Consider the following 22,455-nt stretch of genomic DNA (forward strand, 5'->3'; position numbering starts at 1 on the left):
ATTTTTAATTATTTCTTATTAGTTAACTCCTGGAATATTTTTTCTAATGAATTTTCTTCCTGCCGAAGGCCTACTAAACTCCAGTTGTGCGCAGACGCCAGGCCAAAAATGGACGACCTTATATCTTTACCGGGCATAGATCGAATACGGTAGGTATGCTGATCTAAAACTTCTACCGCAATAATACCCGTTATTTCGTGAAGCAATTCAATATTTACCGCCGATTCAAATTCGGCTATGGTGTGTACTTCGCCTTTATGCCTATTGGCTAAGGCTGCAACTTCGCTATCGGCCGCAATCTCTCCTTTGTTAATAATAACCACCCGATCGCAGAGAGCTGACACCTCCTGCATAATATGCGTAGAAAAAATAACAGTCTTTTCCTGGCCAATATTTCTAATGAGTGCCCGGATTTCCTGTAATTGATTTGGATCTAGGCCTGTGGTAGGTTCATCCAGAATTAAAACCTCCGGATCGTGGATCAGGGCTTGAGCCAGACCTACTCGTTGGCGGTAACCTTTGGATAAAGAACCTATTTTTTTAGTTTGCTCAGCCGTTAACCCGCACAACTGCACCATTTCCTTTACCCGATTACTTAAAAACCCTCCTTTGAGGCCATACATATTGCCCACAAACTGTAGGTACTCTTTTACATACATGTCCAGGTAAAGCGGATTATGCTCCGGCAAGTAACCAACCTGTCGCCGTACTGAAACCGGCGCCAGGGTAACATCTTCTCCATTAACTAAAATAGTGCCTTCTGTAGGAGGTAAATAACAGGTAGCAATTTTCATGGTGGTAGATTTCCCGGCACCATTAGGGCCCAGAAAACCTAAAATCTGTCCTTTTGCAACTGTAAAAGAAATATTATCAACAGCACGCTGGCTTCCGAAAATTTTAGTCAGGTTTTTAACTTCTACCGACATGTAGGGTGGTTAGGTAATGCTTCCTTTAAAAACGTGCAAATATACTAATAATTGCTTCTATTTGCTGCGTTTCCCTTTTGGACGCAAAGGTCTTACCTCAATGTCTACGTGATGGTAATTAGGCGGCGATTGTAAAACATGCAAAATGGTAGACGCAATATCTTCTGGTTGCATCATATTCTCCGGCGACGTGGCGTTTTCAAAATGATCAAAGAAATTAGTATTTACTGATCCCGGATAAATACAGGTAACCTTAATTCCAAATTCCCGCACCTCCTTGAACAAGGCCTGCGACATACCTCTTACGGCAAACTTGGTAGCACAATACCCCGCCATTTTTTCTACGCCATTTAACCCGGCAATAGAAGAAATATTAATTATGTGTCCTTCATCCTGACTTTTCATACCAGGAATTACCGCCCGGGTACAATAATAGAGACCATGCACATTGGTATCAAACATCTGATGCCACTCCTCTACTGCTTGCTCTTCCAACAAGCCTTGCCGCCCCAATCCGGCATTATTTATTAACACCGAAACCGGAGAACCCAATTTATGTACTGTTTCCTGATGAGCCTGCTCCACCGCTTTTTGGTTCCGGATATCGGCTTGAATAAATGAAAAGTTTTCGTTTTCTATATCGGGGGCAGTACGTCCCCACCCTGTCACAATGGCACCTTTCTCTAATAATGCTTTTACCGCTGCTAAACCAATGCCACTACTTACTCCGGTTACTACCGCTACTTTATTTTTTAGATCCATTTTAGTTTTTAAAAGTTAAAGAATCATGAATAAAACTTTTTCTACCTAATCCAGTATTTATTATCAAGGGCAGTACCACCTTAGAGTAAACCGTCATTCACCTCTTACTAAATTTGCTATTCTTTTTAGCAACCAATCTTTTAGCCAAATCCACGTTATTTAGAAATCAAATTAAACTTTTGCTATATTTAATTATGTAGTTATAAATCAGAACGTAATAGAACAATAATGAAGTATTTCTTTAAATTACTAACTTTCTATATCTCCTAATTGGGGACGGATAAGAATCTCCTCTACTACTGAATTGGGGGACATGTAATAAGCGTTACTAATGGCAGAGGCTACATCTTCGGACCGCATAAACCTATCTAATGGCAAATCAACACCCTCCCAACTGGCGGTAAAAGTGGCTCCAGGTAAAACAGCTGTTACCTTTACCTGATGGTCTTTTAGTTCTTCCCGCAATACTTTTGTCATGCCGTACAAGGCAAATTTAGAAATGCAGTAAGAGCCGCCATTGGCATAAGGTATTATACTGGCTGTAGAGCAAAGCATGAAAATATGTCCGGATTTCCTTTTTATCATATCACCCACAAAACCCTTCGTTATATAATAAGCACTATATAAATTGGTTTCCACCATGTATTGCAAAGTAGTGCTATCCTCTTCGGTTATCTTACCCGGAACGTACAAGCCGGCATTGTTTACCAGCACATCTACCTTTACGTTCAAGGACCGTACATACCTGATAAAGGATTCTAGAGATAACTTATCACTAACATCAGTGGCCTGGTAAAATACTTTTGAAAAAGTATACTTTTGCTCGATCTCCAGTTTCAGGGCTTTTAAGTCTGCTTCCTTACGGGCACAAGTTATTATATGAAAACCATCCGCAGCAAATCTCTCGATAATAGCCCGGCCTATACCTTTAGTGCCACCTGTTACCAATATATATTTATGCATGTTTTTATATATTTTATAATATTCGCCGTAATATAGTCATTTGAAACATGACGCTGATAATATAGCCTTCGTATAAACCCAACATGAAAACTTTTGGTCGCTTTCTTATCTTTTTAAAAAGCCTTTTGGTTAGAGGCGAATCTTTTAGAATATTAGCTAACCGCACCCTAGACGAAGCCGTTTTAATAGGTATAAACTCCATTTTTATTGTTGGGGTTGTGTCTACTTTTATTGGTGCTGTAACGTGTGTGCAGGTAGCTTATAATTTAACCAGTGCCTTTATTCCGAATTCTACTATTGGCTTTATGGTTCGGGAAATGACGCTTTTGGAATTAGCACCTACCATTACTTCTATTGTACTGGCCGGTAAGGTAGGCTCTAATATAGCGGGTGGTTTAGGCACCATGCGCATTACAGAACAAGTAGATGCTTTGGAAGTGATGGGTATTAACTCAGCTTCTTATTTAGTCTTGCCTAAAATAATTGCCTCTATGCTCATGTTCCCGCTCCTGGTAATCCTTTCTATGTTTTTATCCATTCTGGGCGGGTATGTTGCGGGCTCCTTAAGTGGCGCTTTAACCGGACAGGAATACATAGATGGTATTCGCCAAAACTTTATACCATACAACATAGTTTTTGCTTTAATAAAATCAGTGGTATTTGCCTTTCTTATTTCTTCTATTTCTTCTTTTCAGGGGTATAATACCAAAGGTGGGGCGTTAGAAGTGGGCGCAGCCAGTACAAATGCCGTTACCAACAGTATTATTGCGGTTCTTATAGCTGATTTTATTTGTGCTCAGGTACTTCTTTAAAATATACGTAAAGCTGATTAGTGGAAATTAATACTAACTAATGACAAGCTCATTATTACTATGATTGAAATACATAATATACATAAATCGTTTAATGGAGTAAAAGTTTTAAATGGCATTTCAGGCATATTTGAGACAGGGAAAACCAATTTGCTTCTTGGTGCCAGTGGTACCGGAAAAAGCGTGCTCCTGCAGTGCATAGTGGGCTTAGTTAAGCCCGATATTGGCAGTATTACTTACGATGGTAAAGTATTTACCAATAATAAGCTTGATTTAAAACAGGAAATCCGCCGCAAAATAGGTATGCTGTTTCAAGGAAGTGCGTTATTCGATTCCATGACCGTAGAAGAAAATGTGGAGTTTCCGCTTAGAATGCTTACTAGCATGAGTCGTGGCGAGCGAAAAGACCGGGTTGAATTTTGCCTGAAACGCGTGGGCTTAGAGAATGCTGGTAAGAAAATGCCTTCTGAAATAAGCGGGGGTATGAAAAAACGAGTTGGCATTGCCAGAGCCATAGCTCCTAACTCCAGTTATTTATTTTGCGATGAACCAAACTCTGGTCTGGACCCCTTAACTGCTATTAAAATTGATGAACTAATTTATGAAATTACCCAGGAATATGATATTACAACCGTGATTGTAACTCATGATATGAACTCAGTTATGGAGATAGGCGACAAAATAATGTTCCTGCACAAAGGAAATAAGCTTTGGGAAGGCGGCCGGGATAATATTATGGATACCGATGTAAAGGAGTTACAGGAATTTATTTTTGCCAGCAGCTTAATGAAGGCAGCTAAGAAAGTAGAAGAAGAACTTGGTAGTTTGGAGGATATAACCTCCATAGCCGATAATAATGACGAGACAGCCGCTAAAGCCGAAAATAACACACCTGATTCTCCTAAAGGTACTGAAAGATATCTCAGGACCAATGCAGGCGGCGACCCTCCTGGTTCTCCTGATATGCTGGTATAAAAAAAGCCTGTAATATTATTTACAGGCTCTACTAACAATCCAGAAAAACTCTGGTTAATTAATTTCTTTTATTTATTTCATCCCGGATTTTAGCTGCCCGCTCATAATCTTCTTTTTCCAGGGCTTCTTCTAACATCTTATTTAGTTCTTCTACCGAAATATCACGCAAATTGCTTTTACTTTCGGTGCTATAGCTGGCAGATGAGCTGGTGCTGGTCTCTATTTCATCAGTTTCTTCATCTTCCTCCTCTTCCAAGTCACTCAAAATAATGCCTGCTTCTGATAATACACTTTCTACAGTATAAATAGGCACCCCAAAACGCAAACCTATGGCAATGGCATCTGACGGTCGTGCATCCAGATCAAATTGCCGCTCTCCGTCTGTACAAACAATTTTGGAATAGAATACTCCTTCTTTTAAATCAGAAATAAGCACTTCCAAAATGGACACATCCAGGTGTTGGGCAAAAGATTTAAATAAATCGTGCGTCAGCGGTCGGTTAGGACTTATCTTCTCAATCTGGATAGCAATGGATTGCGCTTCAAACATGCCAATAATAATGGGCAAACGGCGGTTACCCTCTTTTTCGCCCAAAACCAAGGCAAACGAGCCGGTTTGAGATTGGCTGGAAGATAAACCTAAAATTTCTAATTGAATCTTTTTCACAGTTTCGTATCTATTGACTCAAAGCTTTTGCTGCTTCGGTTAATTTTGGTAAAACATCAAACAAATCGCCTACAATACCATAATCAGCTGCTTTGAAAAAAGGCGCCTCCGGATCTTTATTGATAACGACAATTACTTTAGAAGAGTTAACTCCCGCTAAATGTTGAATGGCCCCGGATATTCCGGCGGCAATATACAAATTTGGACTGATAGTTATACCTGTTTGCCCCACGTGTTCGTGGTGGGGCCGCCAGCCAGCATCTGCTACTGGCTTTGAACAAGCGGTGGCTGCCCCCAAAGCATCTGCCAGATTTTCCAGCAAATGCCAGTTTTCCGGACCACGCAAACCACGGCCGCCAGAAACTACTATATCTGCTTCGGCTACTGGCAATTTACCGGTAGCTTTAATTGTTTCCTTCGGTTTGCCAATTAAATCTGTATTTTCCAAATCTACCATCAGAGCTTCTACCTCTGCTGCTCCCTCCTGTTCTACCACTTCCACAGCATTTTTCTTAACCGCTATTATTTTACGGTCGTTGGTAAGCAAAACGTCGGCAAATGCTTTTCCGGAAAATACTGTTTGTTTTACTTTAAAAGTGGTATCCGTTACTTCGGGCAAGGCAATAACATTAGATGCCAAGCTAGCATTTAAGCGAACAGCTAATCGGGATCCAATAGCTGCTGCTGTATTGGAATTAGGAAGGATAATTACGGTTGCCCCTGTAAGTTCAGCTGCCTTCGCAGTCACGCTTACATAGGCGCCAGGAACAAAATCCTTTAATTGACTATCGTTGTTATAAAACACTTTTTTTAATCCATATCTACCCATTACAGGTAAATCAGCTGGATTTATTTCCCCAATTACTAATCCAATAGCGGTGGTTCCTAATTGAGCGGCCACCTGGCTACCGTAATAAGCTGTCTCAAAAGACGATTTTTTCACATGCCCATCGGCACCTTCTAGCAGAACTAATACCGACATAGCTTAAATTACTTTGGCTTCGTTTCTTAATAACCGAATTAATTCTTCGGCATTGGCAGCATCAATCATTTTAACACCTACCTTCTTCTCCGGCAAACTAAAGCTTTCATATTGTGTCTTAACGTCGGCACTAACAGGCTCAAGTATTTGTAAAGGCTTTGTACGGGCAGTCATAATACCCCGCATGTTAGGTATACGAGGCTCACACATAGGCTGCTGACAACTAACTATTAAAGGTAATTCTGCCGTTATTACCTCTTTCCCGCCTTCTATTTCCCGTTCTAAGTTGGCAGCGTGTCCTGTTACCTCTAATTTTATAGCCGGCGTAATAGCAGTTATTCCCAATAACTCCGCTACCATGCCGTGTACCTGGAACCCGTTATAATCTACTGATTCCTTTCCCATTAAAATTAAATCGTAATCCGCTGACTTGGCATGATGTGCAATTTGCTGCGCTACAAAAAAACCATCAGTCGGTTTAGCATTTATCCGGATAGCGTCATCAGCACCTATCGCTAAAGCTTTCCGAATGGTAGGCTCGGCATCCGCTTCACCCACATGCAAAACTGTTAAAGTTCCAGCATTTGCTTCTTTCAGCTCTAACGCACGGGTAAGGGCATACTCATCATAAGGATTAATCACAAACTGTACTCCAGCCGTATTTAATGCCTTATTATCAGAGGTAAAAGCAATTTTAGTTGTGGTATCGGGCACGTTGCTAATACAAACTAATATCTTCATAGGTGAAATATAGACTTATACCTCTAAATTTGGGCGAAGTTAAATATTTTTAATTCAAATCGAAATGACTACATCTCGTTTAGAACAACTTTTAGAATTTTATAAAGAAGATCCTACGGATCCCTTCACCATTTATGCAATTGCTACAGAATATTTAAAAATTGATATTCAAAAGGCCAAAGAATTTTACGAATTACTTTTGCATGAACACGAAAATTACATTGGAACTTACTATCACGCAGGTAAATTGTACGAACATATCGGTGAAAAAGATAAAGCAGAAAATGTATACAAAAAGGGGATGCAAAAAGCCCGGCAGGAAGGTCAGATGCATGCTTTCTCTGAACTGCAGGGAGCTTATAATAGCTTTATGGGACTAGATTATGAGGATGATTAATAGAACTGTTTTATAAGTTCTTTATTAATTTATGCCCTTTTTGCGTTCTTTTCCGATTTTCTGCCGGATCAGTTCCCGTTTGTTATTAATGAGTTCGTTGTTTAAGCGGCTTAACTCATCCAGCAATTCGGTTTCATCCATTTCGGCGGTAAAAGGAACATTATCTACCATTGAAATCTCTGCACTCTTACCCACTTCCCTTAATCTGCTACTTTTATAAGAGCCATCTTCCTGTGGCTCTACATAAAGGCTGCCAATAATTATAAACTGGTTGCCCATCCGCACTCCACTAAAGGTAATATAATGCGGCTGTTCTTCAATCTGGATATTTAAATGCCAGCCTTCGGCAAAACCAAATTGACGGACAGCTTCTAAAAAATGCAATACCTGATCCAGGCTATTTACCTGGGCAAGCGCCGAAAAAGATTTATTGATGATAATTTTTGAGTCGAAAGCAAACTCAGAATAAAGTACTTCTAAAATTACTGCCTCCTTAGAGCAGCGTAAAACTAAACCCGATGTTTTGGTATAGTTATTCATCTAAGCGGCAATAGGAATCAATTTATTTGCAACTTCCAGCGCCTGTAAAGCATTAGTACTGCAGGCATCTGCGCCTACTGTTTTCCAGAGTTCGGGAGCAGCATTGAATGGATACCCTCCCACCATTATTTTTATATGCGCCAATTGGGCATCAGCCCTAACAGCCGTAATTAAATCAGCAATGGCTCGGACATGATAGGTCATGGTAGCCGATACTAACAACAAATCTGCTTTTTCATCGCGGATGGTCTTTAAAATACTATCAATAGGCGTATTAGCTCCTAAATAATAAGTATCCCAGCCATCCATTTCAAAAAAATCAGCTACCATTCTAATTCCAATTTCATGCAGGTCACCGGCCACACAAGTTGCTACTAATTTTTTACCATTCCGTTCGGTATCAAAAATTACAGTATACAGCTGCGACATAATCATTTGAGTGGCCGCTGTACAATAATGTTCCTGGGCTACACTAATTTGGTTTAACTGCCACAATCTACCAATTTCGTACTGAACCATTTGAAATACCTGCAGGTAAATATCCTGGACTTTCACGTTGTTTTCAACGGCTTCCAGAATTAAGCGGCAGGCTTTGTTCCGGTTACCTTCTAATAAACAACGCAGGTAATTATCTGCTAATCTTTTATATGGAGAAGACTCCGGAATGAAGGTCTGGATTTCTTCCGAATGAGCTTCCAACTGGGTAAAGGCACCATTTAAATATTTAGCAGCTACAATATAGTTCTCAATGGGTAAGCGCTGGGCTAGTACTTCTTTTAAACAATTAATATTTACAATTAAATCTTTGGCCGGAATATTTCTGGCTGCCAGCATTTGCTGGGCCCAACCAATATAATCTTTAAACAATAAAGGGCTGGATGATAAAATAGCCTCGGATAAATAAGAAAGGTGGTACCGAACATCTTGCAAGCATTTAGCGCGACCTTTGGGTCCATACTTTGTCTCCAGTTCCGGAAATTGCCGGTACTGAAACTCCGTAGTAGCAGTCGCTATTTCCAGTTCATTTTTATAAATGAGCTCTGCTGTTCTTTTTTTAATGGCCGGCATTTCAGAAGCTTAATTCGCAAATTTTGAGAAGAACCTTACCTTAGCACTACGGGGCACTAATTTTAATCCCTTAGGAATTCCTTGATGGGAATCGTGGTAAACATGGCTCTTATGCCACACCTGGTAACTATCTTCGTCGGCCCAATAAGTCATTAACCAGATTTCGTTCGGATTGTCTTGCGGACTAAATACTTCCATGCGCTGGAAGCCAGGGGCCGAATCAACTAAATGGGGACGATTAACAAATGCTTCCCGAACTTCCGGGGACATCTCATTGGCAATAGTAAAAGTACTTAAAGCAATAAACATAACCTAAGCTTAAAAGTTAACAAAAACCTCTGTTCCTAAGCAGTTACTTGCCCGTACATTTCTCCAACAGAAGCTACCAATATATAAAAATACAAGCTGTTTTTTAATGGCCAAATATTATCCTAAAAAACTTCTAACAGCCCTATTTCAATAAAAACAATTCTTTAAACCCGCCGCAAACCTTTTACTCTGATTTACAGCATTAAAACCAGTGGTAAAGAAATAATCTGCTGAACAGTATAATATTAATGGCTTTTTATTACTATAAAACCTGCCATATAGCCTAACAAGCAGTTTTTTTACTTTCTAATCCCACTCTAATGTCCGTCTAATGTTGCTCTAATATGCCCATTGTAGCTTTGCCCAAGAACTTAAGATTATGCAACGCCTACTAATTACTTTTATCCTGATTTTATGCATACGTTGGTCTGCTGGTGCTCAAGTGGCAAATGTGGTGCCCGGAAGTATAGCAGATACTATCAGTATTAATTTAGAAGAAGCAGAAAGACAATTTGTTTCCAATAATTTACTGTTATTATCAAAAAAGTATCAGATAGATGCTTCTAAGGCGGCCATTGTGCAGGCTAGTCTCTTTCCTAATCCAACTATTTCGCTTGAACAGAATATATACAATAATCTGAATAACCGGTATTTTGATGCAACCAGGTCCGGGCAAAATATAGTGGAGTACCAGCAACTTATTCTTTTAGCTGGTAAACGCAAAAAGGCAATTCAGTTGGAACAGCTAAACGCTCAGATGACCGAGTTAGAGTATTTTGATTTGCTTCGCTCGCTCCGGTTTGAATTACGCACTACTTTTTACGAGCTGGGGTATCTGCTGCAAAATCAAAAATTATATACTTCTAAAATTGCCCCTATAGCAAAACTGGTTCAAGCCATGGAAGGCCAATACCAAAAAGGAAATATAGCCTTAAAAGAAGTAGTCCGGTTAAAAGCATTATTATTTTCCTTGGAAAATGAGCGGCTGAGCCTGCAAAATCAGATTCATCAAAAGGAAGCGGACATAAAACTATTAACAGGAGCCAAACCCAATGTTGTGGTGATTCCGGTTTTCAATCTGGATAATTTACAGGATAATCTGGCAAATTATAATGCTTCTTTATTATTAGAAACGGCCACTGCCTCCCGACCTGATCTTAAAATTTTTGAAATCAACATTAAACAACAAGAAACAAATTACTCATTTCAGAAAGCTTTAGCAACTCCCGACCTGGTCCTTGGAGGGATTTACGACCGGCAAGGTTCTTTTATCCGCAATTATACTGGCTTGCAGGTTAGTATGCCGCTACCCATCTATAACCGGAACCAAGGGAACATTTCAGCGGCAAAAAGTTTAATTTCAAAAAGCAAGACCGACTATGAGCATTATCAAAAACAAGTAGCGCAAGAGGTTTGGCAGGCTTACTTAAGGGCACAGGAAACCGATCGGTTAGCTTCCAATTATAACCAGAATTTCACCCGCGACTTTGATAAACTGCTAGAGGGCGTCACTAACAGCTTTGGGAAACGCAACATTAGCCTGATTGAATTCACCGATTATTACGAAACATATACCGAAAGCTTAACCCAGTTACTCCAATTAAAAATGGCCCGGATTCAAGCGCTTGAAAGTATCAATCATATTGTAGGCCAACCTATTATAACTTATTAAATTTTAAATAAATGAAAAGAAAAGTAACATTATGTGCTTTTGCTTGCTTAACCGTTACCTGCTCTATGTTTAGCTGCCAGGACGAGAATATGGAAATAGTTAAAGAACCATCCGAGGCTTTTTGCTTAAGTGATTCTTTGGCAAGCCAGATTAAATTAGATACTGCTCTGGTAAAAAGCGTGGAGAACGAATTGGTATTATCCGGCAAAGTTACCTTCGATGAACAAAAGGTTTTTAAAGTTTACCCACTTGTAGGAGGTTATGTTCAGGATGTAAAAGTAGAACTGGGAGATTATGTTGAAAAAGGTCAGGTTTTGGCTATAATAAAGAGTGGCGAAATTGCAGATTTTGAAAAACAATTAATTGATGCCCGTTCTGCCATGCAATTAGCACATAAAAATTTAGATGCGGCCAATGATATGTATCAGGCCGGTTTAAATTCGGAACGTGACTATTTAGCAGCTAAGAAGGAACACCAAAATGCAAAGGCCGACCTACAAAAGATTGAGGAAATCTTTAAAATTTACAGTATTTCCAGGGGTTCCGAATACATTGTTAAAGCACCTTCTTCGGGATTTATTGCCGAAAAAAACATAAACCGCGATACCCAAATTCGTCCTGACAATGCAAATAATATTTTTACCATTTCTAGCATGAACCAGATTTGGGTAATGGCTAATGTGTATGAAACGGATATTGCCAAAATTCAAAGCGGACAGGATGTAGAAATTATTACGCTTAGCTATCCAGATAAAATTTTCCGGGGTAAAATTGATAAAACCATGAATATTATCGATCCGGAAACGCGTGTTATGAAAGTCCGTATTCGGATGGATAACCCGGATTATCTGTTAAAACCAGAAATGTTTGCAACGGTAAAAGTGCTTTACCCCGATACAAATAACCACGCAACTATTTCCATTCCTTCTCAGGATATCATTTTTGACTCTAGCCGCAATTATGTAGTTGTTTACCGGAAACGATGCGATTTAGAAGTGCGCGAAGTTTCTATTCTCCAAACAGCCGGCAATAGAACTTATATAAAGAGCGGGTTGAAAGAAGGCGATATGCTCATGTCTCAAAATCAGCTGCTGGTATACAATTCTTTAAGAAATCAATAATAGGTTATTTATTTTCTGCCCTACCCGAGCTCTTACTAAAAATAACCAACAAGACCCTTTAAAAACCTTTTGGGATGGCACCAGCGCAAACCAAGAATTTTCTTTCTAATGAAAAAAATCATATCTAATCTTATTGGATTTAGCATCAAAAACAAAGGTTTCGTTTTTGTTCTGACTGTAGTTTTAATAATAGCCGGGGTAATTTCTTATAGAAGTACTCCTATTGAAGCTTTCCCGGATGTTACAAACACTCAAATAACCTTGATTACACAGTGGCCAGGCCGGAGTGCAGAAGAGATTGAAAAGTTTGTAACAATTCCGGTAGAAATTGCGATGAACTCCGTTCCTAAAAAAACGGATGTCCGCTCCACTACCCTATTTGGCTTATCCGTAGTTAAAATACTTTTTGAAGACGAAGTAACGGATGATTATGCGCGGGTTCAGGTAAATAATATGCTGATGAATGTGGACCTGCCTGATGGTGTAAAGCCAGAAGTGCAACCGCCTTACGGACCTACCGGAGAAATATTCCGGTATACTTTAAAAAGCAAAACCCGTACCGCACGCGATTTAAAAACAATTCAGGATTGGGTAATAGACCGGAATTTACGAAGTGTAGCCGGGGTAGCCGATATTGTGAGCTTTGGGGGCGAGGTTAAAACCTATGAAATAAGTATAAACCCTTCGCAGCTATTTAAATATCAGATAAGCCCGCTGGATATATACGAGGCCGTTTCTAAAAGTAACATAAACGTAGGTGGTGATGTCATTTCCAAAAACAACCAGGCCTACGTAGTCCGGGGCATAGGTCTCCTGAATAATATTAAGGATATTGAGAATATAATTATTACCAATAATGACGGTACGCCGGTTTATATTAAGAACGTAGCGCAGGTGCAGGAGTCAGCTATGCCCCGTATGGGACAGGTTGGTCGGGCAAATGACAATGATGTGGTAGAAGGCATTATTGTTATGCGTAAAGGTGAAGATGCTCAGGTAGTAATAAACAGAATTAAAGATAAAATAGAAGAGCTTAATACGCGTATTTTACCTGCTGATGTTCAAATTGATATATTTTATAATCGCGAAACGCTGATAAATTATGCCGTAAAAACAGTATCGCACAACCTCATGGAGGGCATTTTGCTGGTATCTTTCATTGTGCTCATTTTTATGGCCGACTGGCGCACTACCCTTATAATTTCTATTGTAATACCCTTAGCTTTACTATTTGCCTTTATCTGTCTCCGGCTCCGGGGCATGTCGGCTAACCTGCTGTCGATGGGAGCTATAGATTTTGGGATAATAGTAGACGGAGCAGTAGTAATGGTAGAAGGTATATTTGTGGCCCTGGATCATCATGCGCATAAACATGGCATGGAAAAATTTAATAAAATGTCCAAAGTCGGTATTATCCGCAAAACGGGCACCGAGATGGGGAAAGCCGTATTTTTCTCTAAACTCATTATCATTACCTGTTTGCTTCCCATTTTTGCTTTCCAAAAAGTAGAAGGTAAAATGTTTTCGCCGCTCGCCTTTACATTGGGTTTTGCCTTATTGGGTGCTCTAATTTGTACTTTAACCATTGTACCTCTTTTAGCCAGCCTGCTTCTTAAAAAGAATGTGCGGGAAAAAAGAAATGTTTTTGTTGAGTTTATTACCAATAACTCCATGCGCATTTTCAACTTTGGTTACCAACGCAAAAAATTTACCCTTTTGGTGGCTACTGTAGCGGTTGGTTTAGGCTTATTTAGTTTTAAATTTTTAGGTACAGAATTTTTGCCTCAGTTAGACGAAGGTTCTATTTATGTGCGGGCAAGTTTGCCCATGAGCATTGCCTTAGATGAATCGGTGCGGCTAAGTACCGAAATGCGTCACGTTTTTCAGGAGTTTGAAGAAGTAAATCAAGTTATGAGCCAAACAGGGCGCCCGAACGATGGCACCGACCCCACCGGCTTTTATAACATTGAATTTCATGTGGACATTAAGCCAAAGGAAGAATGGAAAATAAAGCAAACAAAAGAAGAGTTGATAGCTCGCATGAAGAAGAAACTGGAAAAATACCCGGGTATAATATTCGGATTTTCGCAGCCCATTTCTGACAATGTGGAAGAAGCTGCTTCCGGGGTTAAAGGTTCTATTGCGGTTAAAATTTATGGTACAGACCTGGACTTTTTGGATAATAAAGCGCAGGAGGTTTACAATCAATTAGCTACTGTGCAGGGTATTGAAGATCTTGGGATTTTAAAGAATTTAGGGCAGCCAGAAATGCGGGTTGAATTAGATGAAATAAAAATGGCTCTTTATGGCGTAACAACTGCTGATGCGCAGAGTGTGGTAGAAATGGCTATTGGCGGTAAAGCCGCTACCCAGATATTCGAAGGAGAACGTAAATTTGACCTCCGGATCAGGTACCAGGACCTTTATCGCCAAACCGAAAAAGAAATTGCCCGCTTAATGGTGCCTACGCTAAAAGGCGGTCAGGTTCCTATCAGCGAAATAGCTACTATTAAAACTATTACAGGCCCATCTCTTATTTTCCGGGATAACAATGAAAGGTTTATAGCAGTTAAGTTTTCGGTTAGAGGACGTGATATGGGAGGAGCGGTAAAAGAAGCCCAGGAAAAGGTTGAGAAAGCAATTAAATTACCTAAAGAAAACGCCATCCGCTGGACAGGCGATTTCGAAAATCAGCGGCGGGCGGAAGATAGGTTAAGCCAGGTGGTACCAATCAGTATTCTGCTTATCTTTTTTATTCTCTTTAGTTTATTCGGCAATATGCGAGATGCAGGTCTGGTTTTACTAAATGTTCCTTTTGCTATTATTGGAGGTATTGCCGGCTTATTAATAACGGGTACAAACTTTAGTATTTCGGCCGGTATTGGGTTTATTGCCTTATTTGGTATCTGTATCCAGAATGGTGTAATCCTGATCTCAGTATTTAAAAGCAACCTGCACCAGGAAATACCAATGGCCAAAGCTATCCAGGATGGAGTACTTAGCAGAGTTCGTCCCGTTGTAATGACGGCCCTGATGGCGGCCATTGGTTTGGTTCCGGCAGCCGTATCAACCGGAATAGGCTCCGAAACGCAAAAACCGCTGGCTATTGTTGTAATTGGAGGTCTTATAAGTGGTACTATTCTAACGTTGTTTGTATTCCCAATTATTTTTGATTGGGTATATCGTCAGAAGGAACTTAAGGAAGCTAAAAACCCCAAATGGAAAAAACTTGAAGTTTTTTGATTTTGTTTATTTGTATAGTTAAAAAGGGAGGTGGCTTAGCTGCCTCTTTTTTTTATACTGTTTTTAACGGAAAATGTATACTGACTTTTGTTCCCTTACCCGGTTCAGATTCTATTTGTAAAGTCCCATTATGCTGCCGGACAATTTTATCGGTTAAAGACAACCCAATACCCGTACCTGCCACTCCTCGGGCATTACGGGCCCGGTAAAAAGGCTCTTTAACATTTTTTATTTCGTCTGCCGGAATACCAATCCCATTATCCTGAACTAAAATGGTAAAGCTTGTCTTGTCATATATAAGCTTTAATAAAATTTCTTTGCCGTTAGAGAATTTACAAGCGTTTTCTATAATATTGCTCATTGCAGACCGAAATAAATTTGGACTTCCTTTTATTTCTAAAACCTCAGCAGTTTCCGGAAAATTTTCAAAGGAAAGTTTTATAGGTGGGCAACTTAAATTTTTTTTAACCTCCTCCTGTACCTCCAGTAAAATTTCATCAATTCGAAATACTTCTGTCTTGTTTGGATTTTCTTTATAATCTGTCTGAGCAAGGTTCAGTAAATCTTTAGTAAGCTTTTCCAGGCGTTCCACCTCTAACTGTAACCTTTCTAAAGATTCCTGGTAATCACTTTGTGACCGAACCCGGGTAAGGGTCACTTCTATTTCACCGGCAATAGCAGTTAAAGGATTTCGCAATTCGTGCGAAGCATTCGATATAAAATGTTTTTGAGTTTCAAAGGCTGTTTCAAGCCGTTCCAGCATTTGGTTGAAAGTGATAGACAACTGTGCTAATTCATCCTGCCCGTTGCCTTCGTTTAAGCGAAGATCCAGGTTTGTTATTTGAATTTTATTTACTTTTTTAATTATATCCGTTATCGGATTTAAGGCCTGGTTAGAAGCCACTCGCCCCACCAATGCCATACCTAAAATACCAACCACAAAGCTTAATAAAAGAATATTTCGCAGATAGGTTAACTTACTTTTGCCATAAACATCCTGAGCTTGTACCACAATGTAAAAATCACCCTGATTATCCGGATAATAAATAGCAACGCCTTGCCGGTTACCGAACTTAAACGTTTTATAAGTATTTTTTTCTAAAGAATTTAATAGCTTTTTTAAATTTTCAGATTCTTTTGTATTCCCGCTCTGCCAGTTTTTATGGTTTTTATTAAGTACCTGCACCTCCTCCCGGGGCAGCTTTTGCATAAACTTTTGCTGAATTTTATCCAGCGTAATTTTACTTAATTCATCTTGTTCCAAATGAATTTGAGCAGCTATGGAAGCGCGTTCTTGTAACCGTTCATAAAACTCTTTTTGGGTATAGTTAGCAATCAGGATGTAAATAAATATACCCACTAAAAGAAAAAAACCGGCCATCAGGCAGGTGAAAATTATGGTAAGCCTGTTGCGAATGGTCATGTTCAGGAAGGTTCTTTTATAGAATAACCCATCCCTATAATGGTATGAATTAATTTTTGGTCAAATTCTTTATCAATTTTATTACGTAAATAATTCACATAAACATCCACCACATTTGATCCTAAATCCATATTAAAATCCCAGACATTTTCCAGCAAATCCATTCTTGAAAGCACTTTACCCTTATTTTTCATAAAGTATTCCAGCAAGGCAAATTCGCGAGCTGTAAGTACAATATTTTTACCACCTCGGGTAGCAGATTTTGTATCCAAATTAAGTTCCAGATCAGCCAGCGTTAGAATTGCAGCAGTCTCCTGGTCTAATGACCGCCGCGTTAAAGCACGTACCCGGGCTAATAATTCTTTAAATTTAAAAGGTTTAGTCAAATAATCATCCGCTCCATTATCCAGGCCGGTAACTACATCATCGGTACTGCTTAAGGCAGTTAGCATTAATATAGGCGTTTTCTTATTGTAGGTGCGGATGTGCTTACATAAATCCAAACCATTTATGTGGGGCAAAATCACGTCCATAATAATTAAATTATAAAAATTCTGGAAAGCCAGGCTTTTACCTGTATTACCATCGAAAGCTACCTCCACCTCATACGATTGTTCCTGTAACCCTTTTTTGATAAAGGCGGCCACATTGGGTTCGTCCTCTATTAATAAAATATTCATGGCTGCTTACGTCTAAAATTTTTAGGGTAACAAAATATAATAATCAGAAACTTAAACCATTACCATATTAAGCGTTTTTAATGCTAGTGCTGTGGTTCCGGAGCAATCCGGGTGGGCGTATCTTTACCTGCTATAATACTTTCTGCTCCTTTGGCAATAGCCCGTATGGTTTGGGTTAAATTGGAGATATCTAATGACTCAAATTCATCATCAACGGAGTGGTACAGTTTGTCGGTATCTATTTTATCTGTAGACAAACTATGAGCCGGCACACCTAACCTGGCCAGCGTAGCATTATCCGACCGGTAAAAAAGATTCTCTTTCACGTAAGGATCCGGATGAAACTGAAAATTATAACCTGATAAGCTTCTTTGCACAATCTGACCAAAATCAGATCGGTCGAAGCCAGTAATGAAGCCAGCATTTTTGCCAAACTGGCTTTCCTTTCCTATCATTTCAATATTAAACATAGCAACTACCTGATCCGGATTAAGCTGTTTAGAAAAATACTGGGACCCGTAACCCCCTACTTCCTCAGCAGTAAAAGCTACAAACAGCAACGATCTTTCATTATTTTTCTTTTGTTTAAAATGTTTGGCCAACGCAATAACGGCCGTAATACCGGAAGCATCATCGTCAGCGCCATTAGCAATAGAATCTCCATTTACGGCCGGCTGAATGCCAATATGGTCATAATGCCCTGAGAAAATAACATACTCCTCTTTCCTGGACTTTCCGGGCAACATTCCCACCACGTTATTTAGCTTTTGTTCAACAACCTTATTCTGGGCATTCACCGAAAATTTAGTTGCTTGCGTTAAATCAGCCAAGACAAACACTACTGTGTTTTCAGCTTTCTCCAGGCGCATGTTCCGGCGGCCTAAATAAGTTTTATACCGTTGAAATATTTCTGCGTGGGCTGGATTTACCAAAACAATTAGGTTTTTCTTTTGATCAAGTAAGGACGAAGCCCGTGCTACAAAATTTTCGGAAGCCGAAATAATAGCTTGCTCCGGAGCTGGTGCGCCTTGACTAGTCCAGTTTACTGCTTCCTGAGAAGAGCTTATGAGTATTTGCTGATTAGGAATAACTACCTCATTCAGCGAAACCTCTTGTTTTATTGGTTCAACTGAATAAACAGAAAAAGATTGAGAATAGCTTTGTAAACCCGGGAAAGGCTGTAGCCCAATCTTTTTAAACTCTTGTTCAATAAAAGCACTGGCTTTAGTTATGCCAGGAGTAAAAACTTTCCGGCCCTGCATCTCATCAGTTGAAAGTGTTTTAACTATTCTGGTAACTTCCGCTTCTGATATAGTAGCTTTTTGGGCCATTCCCTGATTAATGGAGAAGAAAGTCAGGAGGCAAAAAATAGTTTTATTCATGGTTTATGTTAAGGTTATGTACAACTGTAATGGGGTTGCAAAAGTAGGATTTCTTTTGATTTTAATTTAAGGCTAAAAATAGCACCCAATAATACCGGACCCGCATATAAGGTTGTTTAGTAGTAAGTTTGAAATATTTTTTGCCTAATAAAAAAGCCGCTGCTTTTAACAACGGCTTTTTTATTAGTTTAATTTTTCTTTATTTTCTACAATCAAGCTAAAAAATATAATTTATTGAGCTACCGTTTCTGAGGCTTTTACTTCTCTTATATACTTCTCAATATTCTGTTCCAGGTTTTCCTTTTCCTGAATAACTTTAATAAATGCACTGCCTATAATGGCTCCTTCGGCATATTTACAGGCCAACTCAAAAGAGCCGCGGTCAGAAATACCAAAACCAATAAGCTTTGGGTTTTGCAGCTTTAAGCTTTGTATTCGCTCAAAATACTGAATTTGCTTTTCATCGCCGCCTACTTTATTACCGGTAGTACTCGCCGAAGAAACCATGTAAATAAACGAATTGGTCAGGTTATCTATTTTGCGAATTCGTTCTTCCGGCGTTTGTGGCGTAATCAGAAATATGACACTTAGGTTATGCCGCTCAAAAAACGGACGGTATAATTCTTCGTAATCATGTAAAGGCAAATCGGGCAAAATCAAACCGTCTACCCCTACCCGCGAAGCTTCGGCACAAAACCGCTCAATGCCATACTGCATGACCGGGTTTAAATATCCCATTAAAATAATAGGTACTTCTACTTCGTTCCGAACCTCTTCTAATTGTAACAATAGCTTTCTGATGGACATGCCATTTTTTAAAGCTACTGTATTACTAGCTTGTATAGTTGGCCCATCCGCCATTGGATCGGAATAAGGCATACCAATCTCAATCATATCGGCGCCTGATTTTTCCAACGTTTTCAAGATAGTACCGGTACTTTCTAACTCCGGGAAACCAGCAGTAAAATATACATTCAGAAGGTTTTCTTTTTTTTCCTGAAACAGGCGGGTTAGTCTATTTTCCATGAGGTACGTCGATATTATCTAAATAATTAATGATTGTGGCTAAATCCTTATCTCCACGGCCAGACAGATTTAATACTACTACATCAGTTGGCTTCAGCTCCATTTTATTTAAGGCATATAAAGCATGGGATGATTCAATAGCCGGAATAATGCCTTCCATTCTGCTGCACATTACCAATGCTTCCATGGCTTCATCATCGGTAACACTGTATACTTTTGCCCGTCCGCTTTCAATTAAATGGGCATGTAACGGTCCAATACCCGGATAATCTAATCCGGCTGATATAGAATGTGGCTCTACAATCTGGCCGTCTTCGGTTTGCATTAACAAAGTTTTACTTCCGTGAATGATACCCAAAGTACCTAAAACCGAAGTAGCCGCTGAAAAGCCAGTATCAATGCCATGACCAGCTGCTTCTACTGCAATCAGGTTAACTTCTTCTTCATCTAAAAAATGATAGTACGCACCAGCAGCATTACTTCCCCCGCCTACACACGCTACTACATAATCAGGTTTATCAGTTCCTTCTTTTTCCAGCAGTTGCGCTTTTATTTCTTCGCTGATAATTGCCTGGAAACGGGCTACCATATCGGGATATGGATGCGGACCTACAACCGACCCAATAATATAATGCGTATCTACCGGGTTACTAATCCAATCACGAATCGCTTCATTGGTAGCATCTTTCAGAGTCTGACTTCCGGAAGTAACCGGAACAACCGTAGCTCCTAATAATTGCATCCGGGAAACATTAGGTTTTTGCCGCTCTGTATCTATTTTACCCATATATACCACACACTCCAAGCCCACCAAGGCACAAACAGTAGCTGTGGCTACGCCGTGCTGTCCGGCTCCGGTTTCGGCTATAATGCGGGTTTTACCCATGCGCTTGGCCAATAAAATCTGGCCAATGGTGTTATTGATCTTATGAGCGCCGGTATGAGCCAAATCTTCCCGCTTCAGGTAAATTTTAGCGCCAAATTTTTCAGATAAACGCTTAGCTAAATATAAAGGTGTGGGGCGGCCAACGTAATCACGAAGTAAATTATTAAATTCTTCCTGAAAGGATGGATCGTAAATAATATTCAGGTATTGCTGGCGTAGTTCTTCTACCGCCGGGTAAAGCATTTCGGGAATATAAGCGCCACCAAAATTTCCGTAGTAGCCTCGCTCATCAACTGCATATTTCATTTTTTCTGTTTCTAGATGTTAAACACTAGATTATATTTTATAATTGGGTAAATGTTAATTCCTTTTGCCTTTGAATAACCTTACCTCTTTTTCTTATATTTAAAGCCTCTGATTCCTTTAAAAAACGCCTCTACCTTAGAATTATCTTTTAATGCCGGGCTTATTTCAAACCGACTATTAATGTCCAGTCCTTTCAGCCCCGGTAGACTTAATTCTTTAATTTGATCTACATGTTCCAGATCAATGCCCCCGCTTAAAAAATAAGGTGTATCATAGGTATACTTTTTCAGGATGTCCCAATTAAATGTAGTGCCATTTCCACCGTATTGCTGCCCTTTGGTATCAAACAAGTAATAGTCGCAGGTTCCTTCAAACGCTTTCAGTTTTTCAAAATCGAAAGTATCATCCACTGAAAAAGCTTTAAACACAAGAAGCCCACTGGCCTTCAAATGGTTACATAATTCCGGGCTTTCCTCGCCATGTAACTGGACTGCATTTAAGTTATACTTTTGAACAGCATGTTGAATATTTCCCAACGTTTCATTAACAAAAACACCCACTTTTTTGGTACTGGCCGGAAATTTTTGCATTAAATTCAGGTCCAATTCCTCCCCTACAAACCGGGCAGATTTAGGATAAAATATAAACCCCATCCAATCAGGTTGCAAGGCTAATATTTCCTGCATATTAGGTGCCGAGCGCATGCCACAAACTTTAATTTGTAACGGCTGAAGACTTTCCTGATTATGGCTATTCACGGGTATTTTTATTTTAAGCGGTTGCTAATTGCTTTAAACTCTGAATAAAAGTAGCGCAGGCTTCGCCCGGATTGTTGGTTTTCATGAAGGCTTCGCCCATCAAGAATCCCCGATAACCATAGTTTCTTAGATCCAGGATAGTTTCCGGTTTGCCGATACCACTTTCCGACACTTTTATAAAAGAATCGGGTATCAGAGAAGCTAAATTTTTAGAAGTATCGATTGTTTGGGAAAAATCTTTCAAATTCCGGTTATTCACCCCTATTGCATCCACCTGGTCAGTTAAGGTTCTTTCCAGTTCCTCCTGATCGTGCACCTCCAGTAGAATTTGCATGCCTAACGAACGGGCAAACTTTGCAAATTTATTTACCTGATCTGCTTCCAGAATGGCTGCAATCAATAAAATAACATCCGCTCCCATAGACTTTGCCTCAATTATCTGATATTCATCAATGATAAAATCTTTGCGTAAAATCGGGCATTGATTTGCATGGCGGGCTGTTGTCAGGTCTTCATAAGTACCTCCAAAAAATTGCTCATCCGTCAAAACGGAAAGCGCTGAAGCACCGGCTTGTACATATCCGCTGGTAGTTTGGGCTACCGAGGCTTCTCCATTTATTACTCCTAAGGAAGGCGACTTTCGCTTAAATTCTGCAATAATGCCATTTAAATCATCGCGTAGTAAATAGTCTTTAAAAGAAAAAGGTTGTCTTTCAAAAAAAGGACTACCCTCCAAGGACTTTGTGGATATACCAGCCTTTTTATCAGCTACTTCTTTTTGCTTAACGGCAACTATTTTATCAAGAATATTCATTT

At 39.6% G+C, this 22,455-nt stretch carries 21 protein-coding genes and 1 pseudogene; 6 read left to right on the forward strand and 16 right to left on the reverse strand.

Going from position 1 to position 22,455, the window contains the following annotated elements; all coding sequences use genetic code 11:
- Positions 1–8: 8 nt before the first annotated feature.
- The 3 genes from gldA to ADHAQ_RS0122530 all read right to left on the reverse strand — a co-directional run bounded on the left by gldA (position 9) and on the right by ADHAQ_RS0122530 (position 2,651).
- Positions 9–926: a gliding motility-associated ABC transporter ATP-binding subunit GldA gene (gldA, locus tag ADHAQ_RS0122520; protein ID WP_026464854.1), complete on the reverse strand. Its 918-nt coding sequence runs from the start codon at positions 924–926 to the stop codon at positions 9–11.
- Positions 927–983: 57 nt separating this feature from the next.
- Complete coding sequence (locus ADHAQ_RS0122525) at positions 984–1,688, reverse strand: SDR family oxidoreductase (RefSeq protein WP_026464855.1); 705 nt, start codon at positions 1,686–1,688, stop codon at positions 984–986.
- Positions 1,689–1,937: 249 nt separating this feature from the next.
- The gene (locus ADHAQ_RS0122530; protein ID WP_026464856.1) at positions 1,938–2,651 is read right to left on the reverse strand and encodes an SDR family NAD(P)-dependent oxidoreductase; all 714 of its coding nucleotides are present in this window, start codon (positions 2,649–2,651) and stop codon (positions 1,938–1,940) included.
- 83 nt (positions 2,652–2,734) lie between these two features.
- Here ADHAQ_RS0122530 and ADHAQ_RS0122535 point away from each other — a divergent pair, with 83 nt between their 5' ends.
- A complete protein-coding gene (locus ADHAQ_RS0122535; protein WP_026464857.1) occupies positions 2,735–3,463 on the forward strand; it encodes an MlaE family ABC transporter permease in 729 nt (242 codons plus the stop codon).
- 60 nt (positions 3,464–3,523) lie between these two features.
- A pseudogene (locus ADHAQ_RS26790) lies at positions 3,524–4,264 on the forward strand (ABC transporter ATP-binding protein); the annotation flags it as partial.
- Between the two features lie 232 nt (positions 4,265–4,496).
- On the opposite strand, the gene ADHAQ_RS0122545 reads toward ADHAQ_RS26790, so the two are convergent.
- The 3 genes from ADHAQ_RS0122545 to ADHAQ_RS0122555 are packed head-to-tail and all read right to left on the reverse strand — an operon-like array spanning position 4,497 to position 6,828.
- A complete protein-coding gene (locus ADHAQ_RS0122545) occupies positions 4,497–5,105 on the reverse strand; it encodes a bifunctional nuclease family protein (RefSeq protein WP_026464858.1) in 609 nt (202 codons plus the stop codon).
- Between the two features lie 10 nt (positions 5,106–5,115).
- Complete coding sequence (locus ADHAQ_RS0122550) at positions 5,116–6,087, reverse strand: electron transfer flavoprotein subunit alpha/FixB family protein (RefSeq protein ID WP_026464859.1); 972 nt, start codon at positions 6,085–6,087, stop codon at positions 5,116–5,118.
- A gap of 3 nt (positions 6,088–6,090) precedes the next feature.
- Positions 6,091–6,828 (reverse strand): electron transfer flavoprotein subunit beta/FixA family protein, encoded by a 738-nt coding sequence (locus tag ADHAQ_RS0122555; protein ID WP_026464860.1) that lies wholly within the window; start codon positions 6,826–6,828, stop codon positions 6,091–6,093.
- Positions 6,829–6,892: 64 nt separating this feature from the next.
- Here ADHAQ_RS0122555 and ADHAQ_RS0122560 point away from each other — a divergent pair, with 64 nt between their 5' ends.
- On the forward strand, positions 6,893–7,225 hold the full coding sequence (locus ADHAQ_RS0122560) for a hypothetical protein (protein WP_026464861.1): 333 nt from the start codon (positions 6,893–6,895) through the stop codon (positions 7,223–7,225).
- A 24-nt stretch (positions 7,226–7,249) separates the two neighbouring features.
- Here ADHAQ_RS0122560 and ADHAQ_RS0122565 read toward each other — a convergent pair whose 3' ends face one another.
- Genes ADHAQ_RS0122565 through ADHAQ_RS27470 form a run of 3 tightly spaced genes read right to left on the reverse strand, consistent with a single transcriptional unit; the run spans position 7,250 to position 9,142 of the window.
- Entirely contained in the window at positions 7,250–7,765 is a 516-nt protein-coding gene (locus ADHAQ_RS0122565) for a hypothetical protein (RefSeq protein ID WP_026464862.1), read from the reverse strand.
- Positions 7,766–8,833 (reverse strand): cobalamin-dependent protein, encoded by a 1,068-nt coding sequence (locus tag ADHAQ_RS0122570; protein WP_026464863.1) that lies wholly within the window; start codon positions 8,831–8,833, stop codon positions 7,766–7,768.
- Between the two features lie 9 nt (positions 8,834–8,842).
- Complete coding sequence (locus ADHAQ_RS27470; RefSeq protein ID WP_026464864.1) at positions 8,843–9,142, reverse strand: antibiotic biosynthesis monooxygenase family protein; 300 nt, start codon at positions 9,140–9,142, stop codon at positions 8,843–8,845.
- A 379-nt stretch (positions 9,143–9,521) separates the two neighbouring features.
- Between ADHAQ_RS27470 and ADHAQ_RS26800 the strand changes: the two genes are divergently transcribed.
- The 3 genes from ADHAQ_RS26800 to ADHAQ_RS0122590 all read left to right on the forward strand — a co-directional run bounded on the left by ADHAQ_RS26800 (position 9,522) and on the right by ADHAQ_RS0122590 (position 15,178).
- Entirely contained in the window at positions 9,522–10,814 is a 1,293-nt protein-coding gene (locus tag ADHAQ_RS26800; protein WP_051360110.1) for a TolC family protein, read from the forward strand.
- Between the two features lie 11 nt (positions 10,815–10,825).
- A complete protein-coding gene (locus tag ADHAQ_RS0122585) occupies positions 10,826–11,935 on the forward strand; it encodes an efflux RND transporter periplasmic adaptor subunit (RefSeq protein WP_026464865.1) in 1,110 nt (369 codons plus the stop codon).
- Positions 11,936–12,043: 108 nt separating this feature from the next.
- Positions 12,044–15,178 carry an efflux RND transporter permease subunit gene (locus ADHAQ_RS0122590; RefSeq protein ID WP_026464866.1) on the forward strand — a complete coding sequence of 1,045 codons (3,135 nt, stop codon included), beginning with the start codon at positions 12,044–12,046 and terminating at the stop codon, positions 15,176–15,178.
- A gap of 52 nt (positions 15,179–15,230) precedes the next feature.
- Here ADHAQ_RS0122590 and ADHAQ_RS0122595 read toward each other — a convergent pair whose 3' ends face one another.
- From ADHAQ_RS0122595 to trpC, 7 genes are all read right to left on the reverse strand, one after another.
- Positions 15,231–16,601: a sensor histidine kinase gene (locus ADHAQ_RS0122595; protein WP_026464867.1), complete on the reverse strand. Its 1,371-nt coding sequence runs from the start codon at positions 16,599–16,601 to the stop codon at positions 15,231–15,233.
- Between the two features lie 2 nt (positions 16,602–16,603).
- A complete protein-coding gene (locus ADHAQ_RS0122600) occupies positions 16,604–17,281 on the reverse strand; it encodes a response regulator transcription factor (protein WP_026464868.1) in 678 nt (225 codons plus the stop codon).
- An 83-nt stretch (positions 17,282–17,364) separates the two neighbouring features.
- Positions 17,365–18,663, reverse strand: a complete 1,299-nt coding sequence (locus ADHAQ_RS26805) for a M20/M25/M40 family metallo-hydrolase (protein WP_034257026.1) — start codon at positions 18,661–18,663, stop codon at positions 17,365–17,367.
- 231 nt (positions 18,664–18,894) lie between these two features.
- The gene (trpA, locus tag ADHAQ_RS0122615; protein ID WP_026464869.1) at positions 18,895–19,689 is read right to left on the reverse strand and encodes a tryptophan synthase subunit alpha; all 795 of its coding nucleotides are present in this window, start codon (positions 19,687–19,689) and stop codon (positions 18,895–18,897) included.
- Entirely contained in the window at positions 19,679–20,881 is a 1,203-nt protein-coding gene (gene trpB / locus ADHAQ_RS0122620; RefSeq protein WP_026464870.1) for a tryptophan synthase subunit beta, read from the reverse strand. Before trpB ends, trpA begins: the two co-directional genes overlap by 11 nt.
- Positions 20,882–20,961: 80 nt before the next feature.
- On the reverse strand, positions 20,962–21,639 hold the full coding sequence (locus tag ADHAQ_RS0122625; RefSeq protein WP_026464871.1) for a phosphoribosylanthranilate isomerase: 678 nt from the start codon (positions 21,637–21,639) through the stop codon (positions 20,962–20,964).
- Between the two features lie 13 nt (positions 21,640–21,652).
- Positions 21,653–22,453 carry an indole-3-glycerol phosphate synthase TrpC gene (trpC, locus tag ADHAQ_RS0122630; RefSeq protein ID WP_026464872.1) on the reverse strand — a complete coding sequence of 267 codons (801 nt, stop codon included), beginning with the start codon at positions 22,451–22,453 and terminating at the stop codon, positions 21,653–21,655.
- Positions 22,454–22,455: the final 2 nt, after the last annotated feature.

Origin of the sequence: Adhaeribacter aquaticus DSM 16391 (assembly GCF_000473365.1) — a bacterium.
GTDB classification, from domain to species: Bacteria; Bacteroidota; Bacteroidia; order Cytophagales; family Hymenobacteraceae; genus Adhaeribacter; species Adhaeribacter aquaticus.